General features: G+C 42.4%; 13 protein-coding genes, 1 pseudogene and 1 riboswitch. Of the genes and pseudogenes, 10 read left to right on the top strand and 4 right to left on the bottom strand.

Going from position 1 to position 19221, the window contains the following annotated elements; genetic code table 11:
* The first annotated feature begins 167 nt into the window (after positions 1–167).
* On the top strand, positions 168–809 hold the full coding sequence (gene fabR, locus FKN08_RS21900) for an HTH-type transcriptional repressor FabR (protein WP_005378632.1): 642 nt from the start codon (positions 168–170) through the stop codon (positions 807–809).
* Positions 809–1174, top strand: a complete 366-nt coding sequence (locus FKN08_RS21895) for a YijD family membrane protein (protein ID WP_005378634.1) — start codon at positions 809–811, stop codon at positions 1172–1174. Before fabR ends, FKN08_RS21895 begins: the two co-directional genes overlap by 1 nt.
* 67 nt (positions 1175–1241) lie before the next feature.
* On the opposite strand, the gene trmA is transcribed toward FKN08_RS21895, so the two are convergent.
* On the bottom strand, positions 1242–2351 hold the full coding sequence (gene trmA, locus FKN08_RS21890; protein ID WP_033907263.1) for a tRNA (uridine(54)-C5)-methyltransferase TrmA: 1110 nt from the start codon (positions 2349–2351) through the stop codon (positions 1242–1244).
* A gap of 184 nt (positions 2352–2535) precedes the next feature.
* A riboswitch (cobalamin riboswitch) is annotated at positions 2536–2736 on the top strand.
* 55 nt (positions 2737–2791) lie between these two features.
* On the opposite strand from trmA, the gene btuB reads away from it, so the two are divergent.
* The 8 genes and pseudogenes from btuB to FKN08_RS21850 all read left to right on the top strand — a co-directional run bounded on the left by btuB (position 2792) and on the right by FKN08_RS21850 (position 13677).
* Complete coding sequence (gene btuB, locus FKN08_RS21885; protein WP_170892859.1) at positions 2792–4627, top strand: TonB-dependent vitamin B12 receptor; 1836 nt, start codon at positions 2792–2794, stop codon at positions 4625–4627.
* A 259-nt stretch (positions 4628–4886) separates the two neighbouring features.
* On the top strand, positions 4887–6149 hold the full coding sequence (locus FKN08_RS21880; protein WP_078558207.1) for a site-specific integrase: 1263 nt from the start codon (positions 4887–4889) through the stop codon (positions 6147–6149).
* Positions 6139–7779: a hypothetical protein gene (locus FKN08_RS21875; protein ID WP_078558208.1), complete on the top strand. Its 1641-nt coding sequence runs from the start codon at positions 6139–6141 to the stop codon at positions 7777–7779. Before FKN08_RS21880 ends, FKN08_RS21875 begins: the two co-directional genes overlap by 11 nt.
* A complete protein-coding gene (locus FKN08_RS21870) occupies positions 7776–9986 on the top strand; it encodes a hypothetical protein (RefSeq protein WP_078558209.1) in 2211 nt (736 codons plus the stop codon). Before FKN08_RS21875 ends, FKN08_RS21870 begins: the two co-directional genes overlap by 4 nt.
* The gene (locus tag FKN08_RS21865) at positions 9983–10393 is read left to right on the top strand and encodes a hypothetical protein (protein ID WP_078558210.1); all 411 of its coding nucleotides are present in this window, start codon (positions 9983–9985) and stop codon (positions 10391–10393) included. The genes FKN08_RS21870 and FKN08_RS21865 overlap by 4 nt, the downstream gene beginning before the upstream one ends.
* A gap of 118 nt (positions 10394–10511) precedes the next feature.
* Positions 10512–10739 (top strand): annotated as a pseudogene (locus FKN08_RS21860) (IS481 family transposase); the annotation flags it as partial.
* A gap of 938 nt (positions 10740–11677) precedes the next feature.
* Positions 11678–11929 carry a hypothetical protein gene (locus FKN08_RS21855; RefSeq protein WP_065645813.1) on the top strand — a complete coding sequence of 84 codons (252 nt, stop codon included), beginning with the start codon at positions 11678–11680 and terminating at the stop codon, positions 11927–11929.
* A 671-nt stretch (positions 11930–12600) separates the two neighbouring features.
* Complete coding sequence (locus FKN08_RS21850) at positions 12601–13677, top strand: SUMF1/EgtB/PvdO family nonheme iron enzyme (protein WP_170892858.1); 1077 nt, start codon at positions 12601–12603, stop codon at positions 13675–13677.
* Between the two features lie 23 nt (positions 13678–13700).
* Here FKN08_RS21850 and FKN08_RS21845 read toward each other — a convergent pair whose 3' ends face one another.
* Genes FKN08_RS21845 through tssI form a run of 3 tightly spaced genes read right to left on the bottom strand, consistent with a single transcriptional unit; the run spans position 13701 to position 19108 of the window.
* Positions 13701–16262 carry a LysM domain-containing protein gene (locus FKN08_RS21845; RefSeq protein ID WP_170892857.1) on the bottom strand — a complete coding sequence of 854 codons (2562 nt, stop codon included), beginning with the start codon at positions 16260–16262 and terminating at the stop codon, positions 13701–13703.
* Between the two features lie 12 nt (positions 16263–16274).
* Positions 16275–16868, bottom strand: a complete 594-nt coding sequence (locus tag FKN08_RS21840) for a DUF4123 domain-containing protein (RefSeq protein ID WP_114867350.1) — start codon at positions 16866–16868, stop codon at positions 16275–16277.
* On the bottom strand, positions 16850–19108 hold the full coding sequence (gene tssI / locus FKN08_RS21835; RefSeq protein ID WP_170892856.1) for a type VI secretion system tip protein VgrG: 2259 nt from the start codon (positions 19106–19108) through the stop codon (positions 16850–16852). Before tssI ends, FKN08_RS21840 begins: the two co-directional genes overlap by 19 nt.
* Between the last annotated feature and the right edge of the window lie 113 nt (positions 19109–19221).

Raw genomic sequence — 19221 nt, 5'->3', positions numbered from 1 at the left:
TGGTATGTTGTATGTCTATAAATTGCATCGAGAACATTGCAATTAGATGCATGCCAATAGTAACGTTCTCGGCGCTCAGAGCGAGTGAAGTAACATATCTTTCTCCGTAGGAGCAAATTGCGTTATATTGAGGCTCTTGTACCCTACAGAAAAAGAGCAAGTTAAGAATGAAATCGATGGGAATCCGCGCACAGCAAAAAGAGAAGACACGTCGATCATTGATCGATGCGGCATTTAGTCAATTAAGTGCGGATCGCAGCTTTTCCAGCCTTAGCTTGCGAGAAGTCGCCCGAGAGGCAGGGATTGCACCGACTTCTTTTTACCGCCACTTCAAAGATATGGATGAGCTAGGCTTAACTATGGTCGATGAAGGCGGTTTGCTACTACGTCAACTGATGCGTCAGGCGCGTCAACGTATTGTGAAAGAAGGTAGCGTAATTCGTACCTCGGTCGAAACCTTTATGGAATTCATTGAAAGTAGTCCGAACGTCTTTCGTTTGTTGTTGCGTGAGCGCTCCGGCACTTCTGCTGAATTTCGTACCGCTGTTGCTCGAGAAATCCAGCATTTTGCGGCAGAATTAACCGAGTATTTAATGAGCACCGGCGTGACCAGAGAAGAGGCGTATACTCAAGCAGAAGCGTCTGTGACTTTGGTTTTCAGTTCGGGGGCTGAAGCTTTAGATTTAGATCGACGTGAGCGCGATGAACTCGCCGAGCGATTGATCATGCAATTGCGAATGATAGCCAAAGGGGCCTATTGGTATCGCAAAGAACGTGAACGTAACCGATTAAAAGGCGGGATAGAATAATGTCGAATGGAAATAAATCTGAAAAGAAAACGCTGATTTTGGCACTGGTTGCAGGTATGTGTGGTGATGCTTTGTTGTCATGGTTGACCATGAGTGAAGTATCGTTTTCAATCTTCCCATTGATTGCACTCGTACTGGCTGTACAAGCTCTTTACCAAGAGTACCTAAATAATCCGGTATCAGAAGATATCCCATTAGTTGGCTTGGCGTGTTTCTTCGTAGGTGCGTTTGGCCACTCTGCGTTTATTAAAGCGCAATACCCAGAAGCAGGCTCAAACTTCTTTGCGATCATGGTTTCAATGATCTTACTCGCATGGATTGGTAAGAAGTTAGGTTTTGTCAGCAAGAAGACTTCTGCGGAATAAGCAAAACGAATCAAATTAAAAAAAGCGAGCCATTGAGCTCGCTTTTTTTTGTATTTGACGCGGTGGGTTACGCTTTGCGCTCCAATAGCACGCCCGCTTCCATATGGTGGGTATAAGGGAATTGGTCAAACAGAGCAAAACGCGTCACGTTGTGTGTTTCGCATAGAATGTCCAAGTTCTCTTTTAGAGTCTCAGGGTTACAAGAGATGTACATGATGCGCTCGTAACCTTGCACCATTTTACAAGTATCGACATCCATCCCAGCACGTGGTGGGTCGACAAAAATCGTGTTGCAGTTGTAGCTCTTCAGATCCACACCTGCATCTTGTAGACGACGGAATTCACGCTTACCTTCGATCGCTTGAGTAAATTCCTCTGCTGATAGACGTAAGATTTGTACGTTATCAATCTTATTGGCGGCGATGTTGTACTGTGCAGATACCACAGATGGCTTCGCTAGCTCAGTTGCTAGGACGCGGTCGAAATTCTGTGCCAAGGCCAGCGAGAAGTTACCGTTACCACAGTAAAGTTCTAGTAGGTCGCCAGTGCTTTCTTGGGTGCAGTCGACCGCCCATTCCAGCATCTTCTCTGCGACTTTGCCGTTCGGCTGAGTGAAGCTGTTCTCAACTTGTTGGTAGATGTAGCTCTGACCATTTACATCGAGCTTCTCGATCACGTAGTCGCGGTCTAGGACAATCTTCATCTTACGAGCACGACCAATGATGTTTAGGTTGAAGCCTTCATCATTTAAGCGCTGTTTAAGGGCTTTCGCGTTTTCAATCCACTCTTCATCAAGTTGGCGATGGTAAAGGAGTGAAACCAGAATCTCACCACTTAGCGTCGATAGGAAATCCACCTGGAACAGTTTACGACGTAGCGAGTCGTTGTCTTTCATCGCTTCAACCAATAGCGGCATCAAGTCGTTGATCAGACGGCTTGCTGCAGGGAATTGGTCAACTCGGTATTTCTCACGAGTTTCTTGGTTGAACATGATGTAGTAAAGATCTTCGCCTTCATGCCAAACACGGAACTCAGCACGCATGCGGTAGTGCTGCTCTGGTGATTCAAACACTTCCAGTTCTGGCATGTTGTATGGCGCGAACATATCCGTGAGACGTTCGACTTTTTCAGCCAGTTGTTCTTGGTAGCGTTGTGGATTTACATCAAGAGTAGCCATGATCTTACCTTTTATGGTGCATTCAATTTAAGAGCGCAGATTTTATTCAATCTCAATAGGATGTCCAGTTTTGTACTGGAATTGATTTAAAGATAGTGCGTACAGACAGAGTAGAAAGCAAAATCAATCAAAACGTTACAACTTATAAGGGCAATATTGGCTGGACAAATAATCAATAGCTGAATAATATTTGCCTCAAGTTGGTGTTATCTAGCAATCTAGATGGCTGAAATGGGAATCTGGTGTGAATCCAGAACTGACGCGCAGCGGTAAAAGAGAACGAACGCTCATCAGACACTGCATTAGTTTATGTGGGAAGTCGAGCAAGTAGGCGGTACACCCGTGCTCTTGAGTCCGAATACCTGCCAACAACTGAGCCACAGCACTGGACTGTCATGATGACAGGGCTCGGAAGGAATTACGCGATTTAGGACAATACAATGAGAAAATCCGCACTGGCGATCACTTTGGCATCGCTGCTTTCACCTGTCTCTTATCTACAGGCCCAAGAAACCTCCACTGACGAAACCATCGTTGTTACTGCAAACCGTTTTGAGCAAGCCGAAAGCCGTACGTTGGCAGATGTCGAAGTGGTTACTCGACAAGACATTGATCGCATTCAAGCGAAAACCCTACCAGATGTGTTGCGCCGTCTTACGGGGATTCAAGTTTCACAAAATGGTGGTCGTGGTCAGTTAGCGTCTTTATTTGTTCGTGGTACCAGTTCCGACCAAGTTCTAGTACTGGTTGATGGCGTACGTTTTGCGCGTGCAGCGAAGGGCGCTGTGGACTTTAACCAAATCCCACTTACTTACGTTCAACGGATTGAGTACGTGCGTGGTGCGCGTGCGTCACTTTATGGTTCAGAAGCGATTGGTGGCGTGATCAATATCATCACCATTGCGCGTGCTGACGAAGAAGGAACGAAGTTAAGCGCTGGTTTAGGTAGCTTAGATTACCAAGAATTGAGTGTGGCATCTGGCATTAAAGTCACAGAGAGCGGCCAACTGAATATCGCGCTTGGTAGTGAAAGTGATGATGGCTATAACGTTCGTCCTGTACCGGGAGTTAATGACGGCGATCGCCATGGCTTTGATACAAAGAATGGTCTGCTAGGTTACGTGCATAACTTCAATGACCAGTGGTCTGTATTTGGTAACCTACGTGCTTACGAAAATGTTTATCAATATGACAGCAGCTACGGCAGTCGCGGTTATTACGAAGCAGAAAAAGACGACCTTTCTGCCACTCTGGGCGGTAAGTATCAGTCTGGTAACGTGATGTCAGAACTACAAGTAACGGCACAGAAACAGAAGTCTTGGAACTATGAGCAAGCAAAAGGCAAACACTCAGGTACTGAAGATGAACTTGAGCAGCAAAATGTCCAGTGGACCAACAGTTACTTGCTAAACAACAATACGACGTTGGCTGGTGGTATTGATTGGCGTAATGAGTCTTATAAAGACAAGAGTGCGAATAAAACGTTTGATCGTACCAATGGCGCTCTGTTTGGTATGGCAACCACTAGTATTGATAAAGCAATGCTTGAGGGCAGTGCTCGCCTTGATGATAACGAAGAATACGGTAGTGAGTTCACTTACAGTTTAGCGGCTGGTTACCAATTTGTGCCAGAGTTTGGGGTTAAAGCTTCTTTTGGTACTGCGTTTAAGGCTCCAAACCTATATCAACAGTATGACCCAACGTACGGTGAGAAAGATCTTAAGCCGGAAGAGTCAGATGCTTGGGAGCTAGCATTCAGCGGTGATGTCCAAGGCGTTTTTTGGTCCGTAACGGGTTATGACTATAAAATCACGAATCTTATCGATTACCATCCAACCACATATAAATATTTGAATGTCGATGGTGAAACACATATCCAAGGTGTGGAGCTTGTTGCTGAGTTTGATACAGGGGTTGTGCAGCACCAGTTGAGTGCGGATTACAAAGATGCTGAAGACGATAAAGGGCATCAGTTGCAGCGCCGCGCTAAAGAAATGTATAAGTGGAACGCTTTAGTGAGCTTCGATAAAGTGGACTGGTCGGTTAGCTATCAGTACGTCGGTAAGCGTCCAGATGTGGATTACAGCACTTGGCCTTCACAAGATATCACGCTTTCTTCTTACTCGTTGGTTGATACGGCTGTGACTTACTATCCGAATGAGTCGACCTCTATTAGCGCTCGTATCGATAATCTATTTGATGAAGAGTATGAGATGGCAAAAGGTTACCCTGCCGCAGAGCGAGCGTACTATCTCAACGTTGGCTACGAATTCTAATCGTGAATGAACACAAACCGCCTTCGGGCGGTTTTTAATATTTTGTGGTGGAAAATCGAATGACGAAACCTAAGCAAGTGGTGATCAGTTGGTCCAGCGGTAATTAAGTGTAATCTTTAATCTGTAAATACATTATTTATATTAAACTATTAAACATCAGGGTCTTAGTAGGTTAATGATAACTCATATCACTAACTGGTTATTACTGGCTAACTGTACTAGTAGTTAATGTGTATAAACTTTTTTGTAAAGGCAGATTATGCGAGTAAAACTCCACATATACCAAATAGGGGGAAAAACCCGAGTATCCCTTGTTAATAGTAGTTACCTTCCAGATTACTCCCTTTGTAATCATCTGTATCAAAGTTACGGAAATGACGCTATCAACACTCAAATATCAGTCGCACATGATTTAAGATTTTTCTTTGAATGGTTAGATCATGAGGGTATTGATATTGAGCAACGATTCTCAACAGGTGAGATGCTGCAGTCAGAAGAAGTTAGACGCTTTACTCAAAGCTCGAAGTTTACTTTTAAAAGCATAACTGTTCATAAAGAAGTTGCTTCTTTCCGATTATCAAACAAGGCGATTAATAACTTAATTCATTCCACTAAGACGATTTCGTCGCTTGTAGTGCCTCCAACGACAAATAATCGAATTAGAAGGTCTCTTGCTTTTCTCGAATATTTATACCTAGATCACCACAATACTGGAAATGTACCTGCTTATATCGATAAACGCTTTTCTGATATGAAGTCGGTCATGTTACTTGGTATTCGGCGTGATACGGAGCTTCGTACATTGAATGGTGATCCTGAAGTATCCCTCATTCCAGATGAAGCTTTCTACAGGCTATTAGAAATCATTCAACCAAATCATCCTAGTAATCCTTTTAAGCACTCTCAGTGGCGTAATGCGCTGATAGTTCTTCTCCTAGCTCAAGTAGGTGAGAGAAAGGGAGCAATTTTAAAACTGAAAATATCAGATTGTGATTTTACAGGTACATGTACAAGAATTTATGTACGAAGAACACCTAATGATTTGGCTGATCCAAGGAAAGATAAACCTAGTCAGAAGACTCGAGCGCACACAGCATACGTAGCTAAGGAAACGATGTTGGAATTGAAGAGTTACATTGCAAACAAACGGAAAGCATATATTGGTGCAGAACGTCATGAGTTCGTTTTTATCTCAGAGATGGCGACACAAGGAGAAAGTGGGAAGCCGTTGTCAATTTCGTCTGTGAATAATATTTTGAGAAGATTATCAGAGGTCATTGGTTTTCAAATTACGCCTCATAAACTTAGACACAAATGGAATGAATTATTAGATGGTATCAAAGATGGGGACGAGAGTATTTCACCTGATTACCTTGAAAAAGTGCGTAAGTATCAAATGGGGTGGTCAGAAAACAGTCAGATGCCGGCGCTATATAATAGATATCAAATCATTAAAAAAGCACAAGAATATCAGCATCAATTGCAAGAAAAGCTATTGTCGGTAACTAGTCATGACTCTTAATCATTCTCTTGCAATCAATCTAGAAGATTTAAAAAATGAATATGCAAGAGGAGCAGAGTTTACATCCTACGAAAACGTTCCATTCAATATGTTTGATAACTCTTGGGAGCTAGTGATCGGTCGTCATATCTCTCTGAGCTGGGTAGATCAGTTATTTTTGAACGTAGATGATAACTTAGCTATCAGGTATTGCTTAGCTCAAGAAGCCACCTATGGAAAAATATCTACGGTGAGAGGGAAAATGGTAGCTATCAAGAAATTGAATGCAAGCAGCCTAAGAGTAAGTGATGTTGAGTCGGCTTTCTTCAACCTATCGCTAAGTTATAAGAAGCGAGTTAAGAAGATAATAGAAAGGCTAGCTGCTTTCGATAATAAGTATGATCCACTACTAACTATCTTAAAAGAGAAGTCCTTTGGTAATGATTCGCGTAAGGTTTTTGACCCAGACAAAGGAGCTCTTACTGATTACGAGTTTACAGATTTCGCTATCAAAATGAATGAACACTCTAGTTCTATTTTTGATTCGAACTCACACGTCTCTGAACTTTCAGTATTCATTGCCGCTCGTTTTCAACAGCTCTATCAAAAACGCTTATCTCAAGTAGCTTTGTTAAAGGTTGGTGATTTTGAACTTAGAGCTAACGACTTTATTGATGGTGATGAGCTAAGAATCACCATGCCTTTGAAAGTGAATCATAATGACAGTGAACCAGAAATTGCAGTTAGAGTACCGTCAGTAAAACAGCATGAAGACCTTTTTAGGCGCAGTTTTGAAATCAGTTCGATTAGGATAAGTGGCCGATTTCTATTTGAGTTATCCAATTACCTATCAAAGTACCAAAAACTAATAAGAAAGCTCTTTCAGCGACAAGGTTATTCCTTGTCCAAAGAGGAATTCAGTCAAGTGTTTTCATGTTTGCCTTTAATTCCGACAACAGAATTATATAACTTTGATTTTAAAGAGTATATTAAGGAAGATTGTACTCTTATACACTCTTTTTCAATAGATGGTAAGGGCTTTGTGTACGTACCAGAAGCTTTAGAAGGTAGAGTTAGGCGGTTTCTAAAACTACTTAATGTAAGTAGTGATCGTGCTCCACAAGGTTCTTTTTCTTTGGGAAACAATCGCCTAAGGCATACTCGTGCCGTAAAAATGGTAGTTGATGGGTTATCTCGAAATGAGATTGCAGTCACGTTAGGTAACACCCCTAAAGCAGCTTCAGTTTATATTGATATGGCGGATGAAATTCGTGAAAAGATTGACTCACATTTATCTGATTATACTTTTCTTGCTGACGCATTTAGTGGAAAGGTCACTTCATGGATAGGCCAAAATGAGGTTTCAATTGAAAGTGAAAATGGTCGGTTGGGTAAAAGCTCGGAAGCAAATCTCTGTTTAGTCTGTGAAAAGTCACCACCTGCTGGTTGTTATGGTTGTCCTTCTTTTCGTCCCCTTGTTGATGCAGACCATCAGTCTCAACTTTTGTCTGTCCAGGCAAGGTATGACTATCAGATTGCAAACGGTATTTCTCCTAGAGCTTTGACAGCTATATCCCATAGAATTTTGGCGATCAAGGCAACAATTCAAGCTTGTGAATGCGCAAAACTCTCAATTGGAGCGACATCATGATCAATAGATTTGAAAAAAAAGTTAGTAATTTTATATCTGAAAAGAAAGCAATTCCTCTTAGTTTCATGAAAGAACATCACAAAACGTTTTCATGGGATGATGGGTATTTTGTGTTCGAAAATCTGGCGATTGTATTTGTCAATACATTTAAAATTGGTGACCGTCGTATTTATAGGCGTATGAAGTGCAATAATAGTGATTATTTATCTAAATACTACTCAGATTATTTAAAGGCTGTAGCATTACAGTTTGGAATGAGAGAGTTTCAGGCTAAAACAAACTCTAATTGGATGGTTGGTTTCCGAACCGTTCTTTCATTCTTAGAGCTTAACAACCTATTTATATCTGACATAAATACGAAAATAGTCATAGACTTCTTTGAACACAAAGAGATAGAAAAGCTATCAGATAAAACTAAGATCATACTCAAAGGGTGTTTTGATTGGGTAATATCACAGCAGCACTGTTCTCATAGTACAAGGCTTCCTTACATAAACTTCAAACAAGACACAAAAGCGTCATTGAACCATAGTCGTAGTCGATTACCAAGCAAGAAATCCGTAGTGGCAGCTGGTCGAATTTTTAACGAGATAATGCCTGCTGAAGAAGAATCTATTGATTGTTATGATGATATAAGAAGGAAGTTCGTTGCTGGTATGCTTTCCATCAGTTTTTCGTCACCAAACCGAGCCGCTGCCGAACAGCTATATTTAGCTAATCAAAAGTTAAAATCTAAGGAGGTTATAGGACAAAATGGAGATAGAAAAAAAATATATAGCTTAGATTGGCAAGGCTCAAAAGGGTTTTCTAATTGGCAAAAGCATATGTTTAATCAAATGGCTCCAACTTTAGTAAGAACATTGCACTTTTTTGATAAGGCATGTGAACCAGCCAGAATTTTGTGTCGATTCATGGAAAACCCAGAAGAACCATTAAAACGGATCATAGGAAAATATAGAATCAAGGGAAAACCAGTGAACTTAGAGCGAGCAACGACGTTGTGGGAGCTGGGTGATATACTTGGGCTTTATGATCTGTTTACGCAAGAAAATAGGCAAAAGATTCAGGCTATAGATGGTTTTCCTCATCATATAGATCCAGACCGGATATTGAGCTTAGAAGAAAAATTGTCTTTTTTGCAAAGAAAGCTAGGTAAGTACCCGAGCTCCAATACCGCAATAGATAAAATGCTTCCACCTGAGCTTCAAGGTTTGAAAACGGTTATGCAGTTACAGGACTCTTTCATTCAATATGTTAAGAGGAGCGTGCCAAACTTTCCATATCGTTCTCATCAAAATGGAAACTCTGTACGTTTATCGCAAGCTCTCTGTGTTTTTACAGGGGCCCAAGTTTTCTCATCGTCAGGGAAAACTCTTACCAATAGTGCGTTTATGGTGGAACCATATGAGATGAAATCCATGTATGCAACTCATCTTAAAGAGTATTTCACTAAGTCAGGCTATGATGAGAGTTTTAATATGACTCCTCACCAGCCTCGCCATTTTATGAATACAATGTGCCATGAAGTAGGCCTATCAGATGAAATTATTGCGGAGTTTTCTGGGCGTAAAGACGTTACGTCAAATGTAGTTTATAACCACCAAACAGAGGATGAGCGTCATGCACAAGTAGTTGACTTGTATAATGGGCTATCATTTGATGTAAAAGTTATTACTGCTGCCGAATACACTACTTTGGTTGGCCGAGCAGCTACCGATACGGGCGTTGGTCTATGTCTTCAAGATTTAACAGAAAGCCCATGTGCATTTTTTAATGATTTTGAGGAGAATTGCATAGGTTGTTCTAAAAGCGCTTACTGCAAAGGGGACAGGAAATCATTACTAAGGATGCAGCAGGATTTGGAAATACAAGAGGCTAGGCTGTCAGATCCATTATTGAATGAACATCTATCAATAAATCAGATATCTCAACGATGGTTTAAGATTCATTTTGCAAAGGTAGAGCGTTACAAGGCTCTAATTGACTTGATGCAAGATGACGAAATTCCAGATGGTTCATTAATCCGCCCACTAGATTCAACCCCAGGTTTTGCTGTCATTGATTTGAAGAATAAAAACCGTGTGTTGAAGGAAATTGCTCTAAGTGATCCATCTCATAAATTACAAGAAGCGATAAGTTCAGCTGTCGTTGAGCAGACAACACACGAGACAGGGCTACAGCGTTTATTCCACGAGTTTGATTTATGAAGAAAAATATAAACGAAGCTTTAACTAACAAGCAAATAAACGATATTTGTCGCGTCATTGCCTTGTGGGAGAGTAAATTGACATGGCAGAGGTTGGTGGAAGTCATCAAACGCGAGTGCGGCTTTTATATATCAAGACAATCTCTTTCAAGTTATATCAGCATAAAAAAAGAATATGATTTAAAAAAGAAGGAGCTAAGAGGCGTCGTCACGACGCGTTCAAATTTGGTCGATAAAGATCGGGCCGCTCTGATTCATAAAATTGAACGCTTGGAAGTCCAAGTGAGACAGTTGACAGAGGAGCGTGATTTGCAATTGGAAACGCTTGAGCGAATTTTCTTAAATGCATCTGAAATGCCTAACGTTGGCCGGCAGGGTTTACGACAACTCTTGGAACCTAGGGAATAAGCCACTTAGCTGCTCTAAAGCGAGAGTTGTTTTGGTATTTTCACCTAGAAATATGAATCCCCAAGACTATTCTCAACTGTGTGATTGATAGATACCCTTTCAACTATACTAGATGTCTATGGACAGAGAAATTCAACAAAGGCTGCAGTGAGTAAACCGATATGGGCAGGACGGACTCTTAGGCCTGGAAAGTCAAAGCACACGCCCTCGTTCTTCTCCAAACACAAAGTTCACTCCTGAAATAAGAGCGCTGATTCCTGATATGTGTGAGAAACGTAATTTAGGGGCGCGTCGCTTACAAACAGAACTAAGTCGACTTCACTGGGTACACCTAAGTACTACGACTGCTTGAGTATTTTTATTAGTTTTTGGTTCTGCGGTTAGATCCGAGCGATGGTTGACTAAGGAAAAAACATTTTCCCTCATCGTCAATCTAGTAGAAGTAATGAGGCATGGATAGTGTACAAGTATGAATGATGCGATCTTGGTCGCATGTTGACGTTTTGTGATTGCCTTCTAAGCTTGTCTCAATGTTATCCATAAGCCGTAGCTAGGTGATTGCGTATTTACATAAAGGAGATCTGGTTATTGGTTGATCTGCTGGGATGAAAATACGCAGGTGATTGACTTTGGTATAACGCTACAAAGCACAAGCTTTCCATATTCTTAGTTATCCACGGATTACCAATATTTTATTCCCCCAAAACTAATTTTTGTCCAAGAGTGTGCTGTGCATTAATGGCAAACCTTTCTTGATTCCTTCTCCGAGCCAAAAAACGTATCACGCAGGTTGCGTGACGCAACTTGCGTGATACGTTTGCTTTTATTTGTGGAAAAGACCAAGTAATAACTAAGTAAAGATATCGTTCCAATCAATCAGGTTTATATTGTCTTTTTCTCTATTAGGTGCTTCCTCTAGACTAAAGCGCCTCCAACACTTTAGGTGCTAACAGGTTCCTGCATGCACAAAATTGATACAAATTGGTTGAAGGGATATTGCATCCTGCATTTTCTACATGCGATACCAAAACTTATGCATATTTTTGGTATATGTACTAAATTCAACGTTACTTTTGGTATTTGCGCTCAAATACACGACCAGAAAAGTGTGAAATACCAAAACTAGAGTTAAATTTTGGTATTGGTTTTAAACAGTAGTACCTTTGGGAACACCTCAATTAAGATGTATGTACGCTAGACGTGTTGCCTCCTGGCGCTGATAATTAACACCATTAAAATTGATTCAAATATGTATTTGGACGTTAGACCACAAGGAGTGCCTCAATGCGTGACCCTAAACGAATAGAAACAACGCTTTTACTTTTGAAGGAGCTTTGGGGCAACAATGCTGACCTTCGGTTCAATCAGTTGATGTATAACCTTCAACGAGAGTTTTCACTCGAGAACGATGGTAAAGGGCAAATCACGGAAATCTCGCAAGAGGGTATTCAGCATGTTGGTTATGATCTGTTTTACATAGAAGATGACATTTTCATTCAATTTCTAGAGAGAAAGCTAACGCAACAACAGCGCTAGCTTTTGGCTAGATAACAAAACATCATTGAAAGTTGTGAAAGAATTACTAGTGGTTACTACTCTGCATGAACTGCCTTGGTAAATGCAACGCACATCTGTTGTATAACATTACGGTGGACTTTCTGGATATTGCGGGCACGACCCTCACTCACAATAACTCTACTCATCAAGCGAGTAACTGCTTCACGACGCTGTTGGTCGGAAAGGCGAATTCTTTTAGTTTGTTGTGTCATGTCGTATATCTTTAATGCCTAGCCGCGGATTTCATTCGGTAACGATTAGACATTAATATAGCTTTGACCTTGTATCGCGTCTACACTCACCTAAACAGGTTCAATAGATTGGGCTAATTCTTGCCCTTTTATCTGTAAGGGTATGAACCCCTGTTACCGCAAAGAGAGTTACATCCTGAATGATCTTATGAATATCTGTGTTAGAGGGCTCTTTAAAGAGGTCTGGCAGTTCCATCGCAAATTTCCAGTACCAGTAAATGGCACACATATCAAACGTCCAATTAGGACGGTATTTTCTAAGTATCTTATCGCTGGTGACAATCAGCCTCTTTTCTAAAATAGAACACAGTCGTTATAACTAGTCATACAGTGCCTTTGAAACTGTTCTCACCTTTTATTTTTGCGTAAAATATGAACATAAAGTAAAAGGAATACCAAATGAAAAACAGATGGTTAGGTATGGCTTGTGTGCTTCCTTTATTGGTTGCGTGCAATAGCGAAAGTTCAGCAATTAAGGTGTCTAGCGAGACGGTCTCACAAAAGCAAATCGATACGATTGTGTCGAATATCAATGAGCTTTACCCAGAAGCAACTCCAGATCAGAAACAGAAAGCGGCAGAAGTGGTGGTCCGAGCGATCGAGAACATGGTGTTCGTCGAAGGCGGAAGCTTCGATATGGGTGATTTCAAGATGGATTGTGATTTCCCAACAAAAACTGAAAACCGCTTAGATTGGTCTCAAGACGCGCAGTGTTTTAACTTTGCTACTAATCTATCTGGAGCCCAACATTTACATAAAGTTACTCTCGATTCTTATTCGATTTCTAAATATGAAACTAGCTTTTTAGATATGGAATGGATGCGTCAAATAAATGGATTACCGGTAGCCCTCACTAACTTCATTAGTGTAATTCCTTTGAAGACAAAGCCTATGGAGCGGACAGATGAAAAATATAAGAAAGCTATTGAATACAATTTGAAAAACAATGAGGCTGCATATACAAAATCTTGGCAAGAGGCAAAGGATTACTGTCAGTGGTTGGGCAAAGTTTCCACTTTAGAATTTGATATTCCGACAGAAGCGCAATGGGAGTTTGCGGCAAGGAGTCGCGGACAGCATTATTACTATGCAACCAATGATGGTTATCGTTCTCTAACTGAAGGACAATATTTTGATCCAGATATGGGTAAATATATAGATATACTCCCTTCAGAAGTAAATAGTAGTACGAGTAGTGAAGAATATATTGGTCAATGGCCAGCAAATCCTCTGGGGATATATGGGATGAGTAATGGTATTCAGGAGTGGGTTAATGATTGGTATGCAAAAGAGTATTACCTAAACTCACCTGAACACAACCCGCAAGGACCGGAAAATGGTATTCAAAAGGTTGTTCGAGATGGTGGAGGAGTAAAAACCTTTGACCGTTTTGGTAAAGATCCTGTTCTTGACACTTACTCCCCAACCCACAGCTTCCGTTGTACGATTCACGATTCAAAACCGATTTCCAAATAATATTGGCCCGAAAGGGCCAATATTTAAACGTATTGGTTAGGCGTAGAGCCACCGTAGATTGATGCATATTGCTGATTTACATGAGCTAGCTTGCGTGCAAAGGCTTTACCTTTGTAAGGAGCAAATGGAGCATTTGCTACCTCTTTACTCAAGTTCTTCTCAGCTAGTGATGCCACCCACCTATTAAACTCTCGTTGTTGAGACCCATCAAGAATGGCATTTAGACGTTGGATGTTATCAAAAAGAGTATCCTCCCCACGTTCTTTTTCTCCCTTTTCATTCATTCTCGCTAAGATCTCTTCAAACTTGTGCCAACTGTAAGTACTTTGTGACAACAAAGTGCAAATAGCGTCTTCTTGCTTTTCTTCCCAATTTAGAAGAAATGTTCGAGTAAGAGTATCTAGCATTCGGCCTATTGCTTCCGGCGGAAGCTGATCAAACGGTACACCGCTACGTGTCGATGTGTTTAAAATTCTATCGGAAAGAACGGCCGCCTCTTTTTCTAGAGCTAGGTATTTTTTTCTCTCAGCCTTTATAAAATCAATACTAGCTTTCCCGGCAGTAACTGTCATTTTAAGGGCATCATCTGGCGATTTGATAATATCAGCGGCAGCAAATGCAAAATAAGCAGCATCAACCAAGTATTCATACGCTTGGTTATTGATGTTCTTCAGCATCCGGTAATCTACATACTGAAGCCCTTGCCAGATTACTTTCGCTAAATTCCAAATTTCTTGTGCATTGATAGCAACCGCAAAACCGCCGCCACCGCCTGCCCCCCAAACCAACTTCGCAGATAGTTTTAAAAAAAATTGCCCCCCACGAAGGTAAAGCTCGAAATCTGCGTTATAACCACCACCAACGGAAACATTCCCTTCGGTCTGAATTTCAGCCAAAGAGTTAAAGTTTGTAGTTTGATCTATTTCTGGCGCTTTCCATTGAACGCCACCTGCAAACTCACCACTTAACTGGCCACCACCAAAAACACTGGCCTTGATGCCTATTTGACCGCCTCCTGCGTTGCCCATGCTCACATGAGGGTCAAACAATATCCCAACATCATCACCCGTTTCCGGTCTTCTGTTACTGATACCTGCTTTTGCTTGAGCAACTACGCCCACAAAGCAACCCACTTTCATTTTGGCATTAAAGCGAAAACTGCCAAAGGAGTGTAAGGCTGGCTGACCATTCGCATCGGTGTAATTTAGGCATGGCGTATAACCCGCATCGCTAGGTAAGAAGACTTCTGCCGTAATGGCCGCTTCAAAGGCAGAAAAGCCCGCAGAAGCACCTACACCTAAATCTACGTTTCCTTTCGCATTACCGTGCTCATCTTTCTCAAATGGGTTTAACTCAGCATCGACAGCCGCTTGCATTCCCCAGCGACCAAGTTGCGCCTCAGAACTCACCGCAAACATTGTATTGCCTTCATCATCGCGCAAGAGTGTATCCGTCGATTTCCATTCAGCAATTTTTCCGCCGGGCGCCTGCCACTTCGCAAGATTGGCTTTAATATCAGGGCCAAGCTTTTTCTGCTCAAGGTCGCTTTTAATATCGTCAGCGATAGCTTTACCAAATTCTTTGATATTTCCCGTACGTAATGCTCGGTTCGTGTTGTTGGTATTAGAGGTATTTCGCCAACTGTTACGAACGGTAGTTTCCTCTTGAAAGAATGCTTCTCGAACATAGGTGTAAACGCCGCGATTAATCGAGTACAACTCTCTAACCCCAGTATTTGTTACAATGCCATCCAATGCTCTCTCTTTTACCGCCATTTTTTTAGCATCAACAGGCTTGCCAGAAGAGCTCTCTTTGGTTGGTGGAACTTTGGCCATCTTTTCCCACGTCGCAAGCTCTTTCTTAAGGTTTGGTACGACTGTTGCAGTCAAACGCTCTTTTAGCTCAATGGCTGAGTCTTCAGAGCCAAACCAATTTGAGTATTCCTCAATGTAGCGGATACGCTTTTTCAACTCGGTTACTTTAGCGTTAGCCATTCGCTGGTTTTCTAAAGCTTTTTCTCTCTCAACCTTTTCTTTTCGAGACTGTTCTGCTTTGACACTTGCTGGATTCTTACGGCTGGGATCTGGCAATATGCCTGCGTATATCAGGTCGGCGCATAGGGCTTCTCGCTTTTGCGTATGCTTTTCCAACTCAGCCCATGTTTCTTTGCCCGTTGGAGCTTGATGGACTAGGTCACTGTAGCATTGAAATAACTTCGTCGTTTCTTCGATTTCCTTATCAAGCTTTTCCACCGATTCTTTCGTTAGGCAATAGAATCGGTTCGCTGATTCACCCGTGGCAAAAATGATATCTTCAATTTCCTTTGGTTCACACAAAGGCGCCGCGACAATTGTCCCTTTCTCTTTTGGACACATTTTGGCGATTGGCTCTACCGGAAACTCGACAGGGATAGGCTCTTCCTCTTCCTGACTAGGAAGGATTAAGGTATCGCCAACTTGGATTAAATCAGGATTTGGTTGGTACTTGGGGTTTAGCTCTAACAAGATGTTGAAGTTAACACTTTGTTCGATACCGATGCCAATAAGGGTGTCACCGGGTTTAATTACGTAGGTTTTGTTACTCATGAAACGCGTCCATTACCATTGCTGCGCAATGTTTTGCATTGTGCTCAGTTGTTCTTGCGAGAGTGTCCAAGGTTGAATTGACGTAGTAGCCTCACTAGCGTGGGATAAGTTAATACTTAGCCATTGTTTGCTATGCCAATGCAGAGATGAGAGTAAAGGAAACATGTGTCGTCGCTCCTCATCACTTAATGCTGCCATTAAAGGTACTAGAGTTCTGGGCTCATAAAATCGAAACAATGCTTCTCCTTGATTGCGCGACACAAAGAGACGCTGACGCAATGAGGCTGCTACCTCCGAAGAAGAGTGAGTGGGCGAACTCCAAACCAAACAACCACAAGGGGTCTGGCTCATCTTAGCTACGCATGCCTGAAGTGCCTCTTCTGATGACCCGATAGAAACTAAGACAGGCCCCTCGTTAAGGTGTGATAGACGAGTACCAGCCATCAACGGGATAACCTCGAATGACTCAAGATGCGCCTCCAATTTCTTTTTCCATTCAGGCCAAAGAAGAGGTTCGATAATCGCGTACGCTTGTTGGTTCGTAATTAGGTTCGGTTGGGCATTACCTTGAATTCGCCAGTTTGGATTTAGCTGTGTATTTGACATGTTTTACCGCTCCCACAATCACACAGTTCTTGCATTAAGCCACCGTCTTCAACAAACCCTTTATAAGCGGCCGGAGACATAACAGGTGGTGTTTTCTTCGCGATAGACAATCCTTTAGGACGCCTTGTAGAAACGCTGCTGTTGCCGTTTGCCGCGCCGCCCGGATTGATGTCTACTTTTCCACCCGTTGCGGTGACACTACTCGCACCATCAATCGTAATGGAGGTGCCGTTTAAATGGATGTTGCCGCTGCTCTTTAGCACTAAGCTGGATGCGCCAACGAAGAGCTTGATTTCATCCGCTGAGACCACCGCTGTTTCGCCATCAGAGCGGATAGAGGTGTTACCGTTCACTTCGACACTGAGGTTATTGCCGATGCTATATGTGTCGTCAGCCCCTACATCAATTGAGCGCGATGCCATGATTACCGTGTTTTGGTCTTGCCCTACATCCAGAGAATCGTCTTTACCAATCAAAGTTTGACGATTTTCGTCGATGTACAAATCTCGGTTGTTGGCTATTTTCTCGGATTCATTCGCGTTGTAAGTGACGTGAACATCTTCCTCAACTTGCTCCATAAAGGTTTGCTTAGTGATGGAGGTTTTATGCCCATCAATGACTTCTTTACGGTCGCCTAAGATGTTGTTTTCTTGGTTATTGCCGACTTTTAACTCTTCATCATTACCGATATCTCGGTAACGGTTATTGAGCACTTTGGTCTTCATGTCTTTCTGAGCACGGAAATGCAACTCTTCTTGGTCACTCTCATCCTCAAAGTACATTTCGTTGTAACCTTCGGCCTTATGGCTTTGGGTTCTAAACACGGTGCGCGTTTTGTTTTCTGGTAATGGGTATGGCGGCGTGTGTAGACCGTTGTACACTGCGCCCGTCACTAACGGGCGGTCTGGGTCACCCTCTAGGAAGGTCACAATCACTTCATGCCCAATACGAGGTAGATAGACTGCGCCCCAGTTCGGGGCTGCCATTGATTGACTAACACGTAACCAACATGAACTATGTTCATCACTTTGCGCATAGCGGTCCCAATGGAACTGAACTTTGATGCGTCCATATTCATCGGTGTAGATTTCTTCACCCGCAGGACCAACCACAACGGCAGTTTGAGGACCATCAACGACAGGTGACGCCATTTTAGGTGCACGGAATGTCACATCTCGTGGTAGGCAGATAAACTGATTGTGATAAGTCGTAGGCTCATCGCTCGACTCTTCTTCGTGTACACGAGGGTTAAAGCCCGTGTGCATCACCGTCAACATGAGGTAATCACGGTTGATGTTGGAACGAGGGTGCTGGCTGATATCGAAGCTGTAGCCTGAAGTAAGACGCATGATATCGCTCGCAGCTTCAATCTGATGGCTGTCCACTGTGTATTCGGACATCCACTCTGTTACACGCTGCTGACCTAATTCTGGCGTTGTGTAACGACCAAGATAGTCGTAGCGCTGCAAATCAAAGTTTGGGCCTTCATCGGCGCTTGTACCTTGCGGAATTTTCGGCGTGAGATAGTTGTAATCGCTATAGCTCACTAACCCAGTACGAGTTCGATGGATTTGCTCAAGGTCGAAAATATGCTCTCGGTCTGGCGCGCCTCCACCTTGGGCATGATAAATCACAGGTCCTAGGTAAGAAGCATTAGTGGGTGAACTGATGAGCTCAGGTATCGCATCGTTGCTATCGACAATGACCATGGTATGTCCAGCTTCGTTATGCTCGAAATAATACCAAAGGCCATGCTCTGCCATTAATCGCTGAACAAAATGTTGGTCATTCTCACGGTATTGAAGAACGTACTCTTTCGCTTCATATTGCGCTGACAGTTCAAAGCGGTAATCGCTCATGCCTGCATCATCAAAGACCTGACGAATGATGTCGGGAGCCGCTTGCATCTGGAAGATACGACAATCTTGACGCTGAGTGAGAAACCAAAGGTGTGGAACCAAGGTAATATGATAGCGCGAGAAGCGGCGACCAGAGCCTAAATAGCGAAGCTCAGAGATACTGCCGTTAAACTGACGAGCCGCTCCCACACCTTGGCCAAACAAGCTTAGGACACCCATTTTTCGGCTTAACATATCAAATGTAATGGCATCATCGTCAGACAATACCGTTAGATTCATTTCAAAGGGAGAAGAGACTGTTTCCGTGATCCGGAAGCTTTCGACTTTAAATGCACCAGAGAACCCGGAAACATCAAAGGTGAAATTTACATCATTAACCATACCATTCGGCTCTTATGACAACGAGGAAGTAAGCGGAAAAGGTTCACCGCCACACGTTAAATAGTCGAACTGTATCAAGCTCTATGACACTCATCACCGTGGTGATTTGACGG

This window comes from Vibrio sp. 1-2 (7-a) (genome assembly GCF_013048515.1).
Lineage (GTDB): Bacteria > Pseudomonadota > Gammaproteobacteria > Enterobacterales > Vibrionaceae > Vibrio > Vibrio diabolicus.
This window is presented reverse-complemented; position numbering and strand designations above follow the sequence as displayed.

Bases quoted from the DNA above. Each gene is read 5' to 3' on its own strand.
- fabR (WP_005378632.1), top strand. From the start codon at position 168: ATGAAATCGATGGGAATCCGCGCACAGCAAAAAGAGAAGACACGTCGA.
- FKN08_RS21895 (WP_005378634.1), top strand. From the start codon at position 809: ATGTCGAATGGAAATAAATCTGAAAAGAAAACGCTGATTTTGGCACTG.
- trmA (WP_033907263.1), bottom strand. From the start codon at position 2,351: ATGGCTACTCTTGATGTAAATCCACAACGCTACCAAGAACAACTGGCT.
- btuB (WP_170892859.1), top strand. From the start codon at position 2,792: ATGAGAAAATCCGCACTGGCGATCACTTTGGCATCGCTGCTTTCACCT.
- FKN08_RS21880 (WP_078558207.1), top strand. From the start codon at position 4,887: ATGCGAGTAAAACTCCACATATACCAAATAGGGGGAAAAACCCGAGTA.
- FKN08_RS21875 (WP_078558208.1), top strand. From the start codon at position 6,139: ATGACTCTTAATCATTCTCTTGCAATCAATCTAGAAGATTTAAAAAAT.
- FKN08_RS21870 (WP_078558209.1), top strand. From the start codon at position 7,776: ATGATCAATAGATTTGAAAAAAAAGTTAGTAATTTTATATCTGAAAAG.
- FKN08_RS21865 (WP_078558210.1), top strand. From the start codon at position 9,983: ATGAAGAAAAATATAAACGAAGCTTTAACTAACAAGCAAATAAACGAT.
- FKN08_RS21855 (WP_065645813.1), top strand. From the start codon at position 11,678: ATGCGTGACCCTAAACGAATAGAAACAACGCTTTTACTTTTGAAGGAG.
- FKN08_RS21850 (WP_170892858.1), top strand. From the start codon at position 12,601: ATGAAAAACAGATGGTTAGGTATGGCTTGTGTGCTTCCTTTATTGGTT.
- FKN08_RS21845 (WP_170892857.1), bottom strand. From the start codon at position 16,262: ATGAGTAACAAAACCTACGTAATTAAACCCGGTGACACCCTTATTGGC.
- FKN08_RS21840 (WP_114867350.1), bottom strand. From the start codon at position 16,868: ATGTCAAATACACAGCTAAATCCAAACTGGCGAATTCAAGGTAATGCC.
- tssI (WP_170892856.1), bottom strand. From the start codon at position 19,108: ATGGTTAATGATGTAAATTTCACCTTTGATGTTTCCGGGTTCTCTGGT.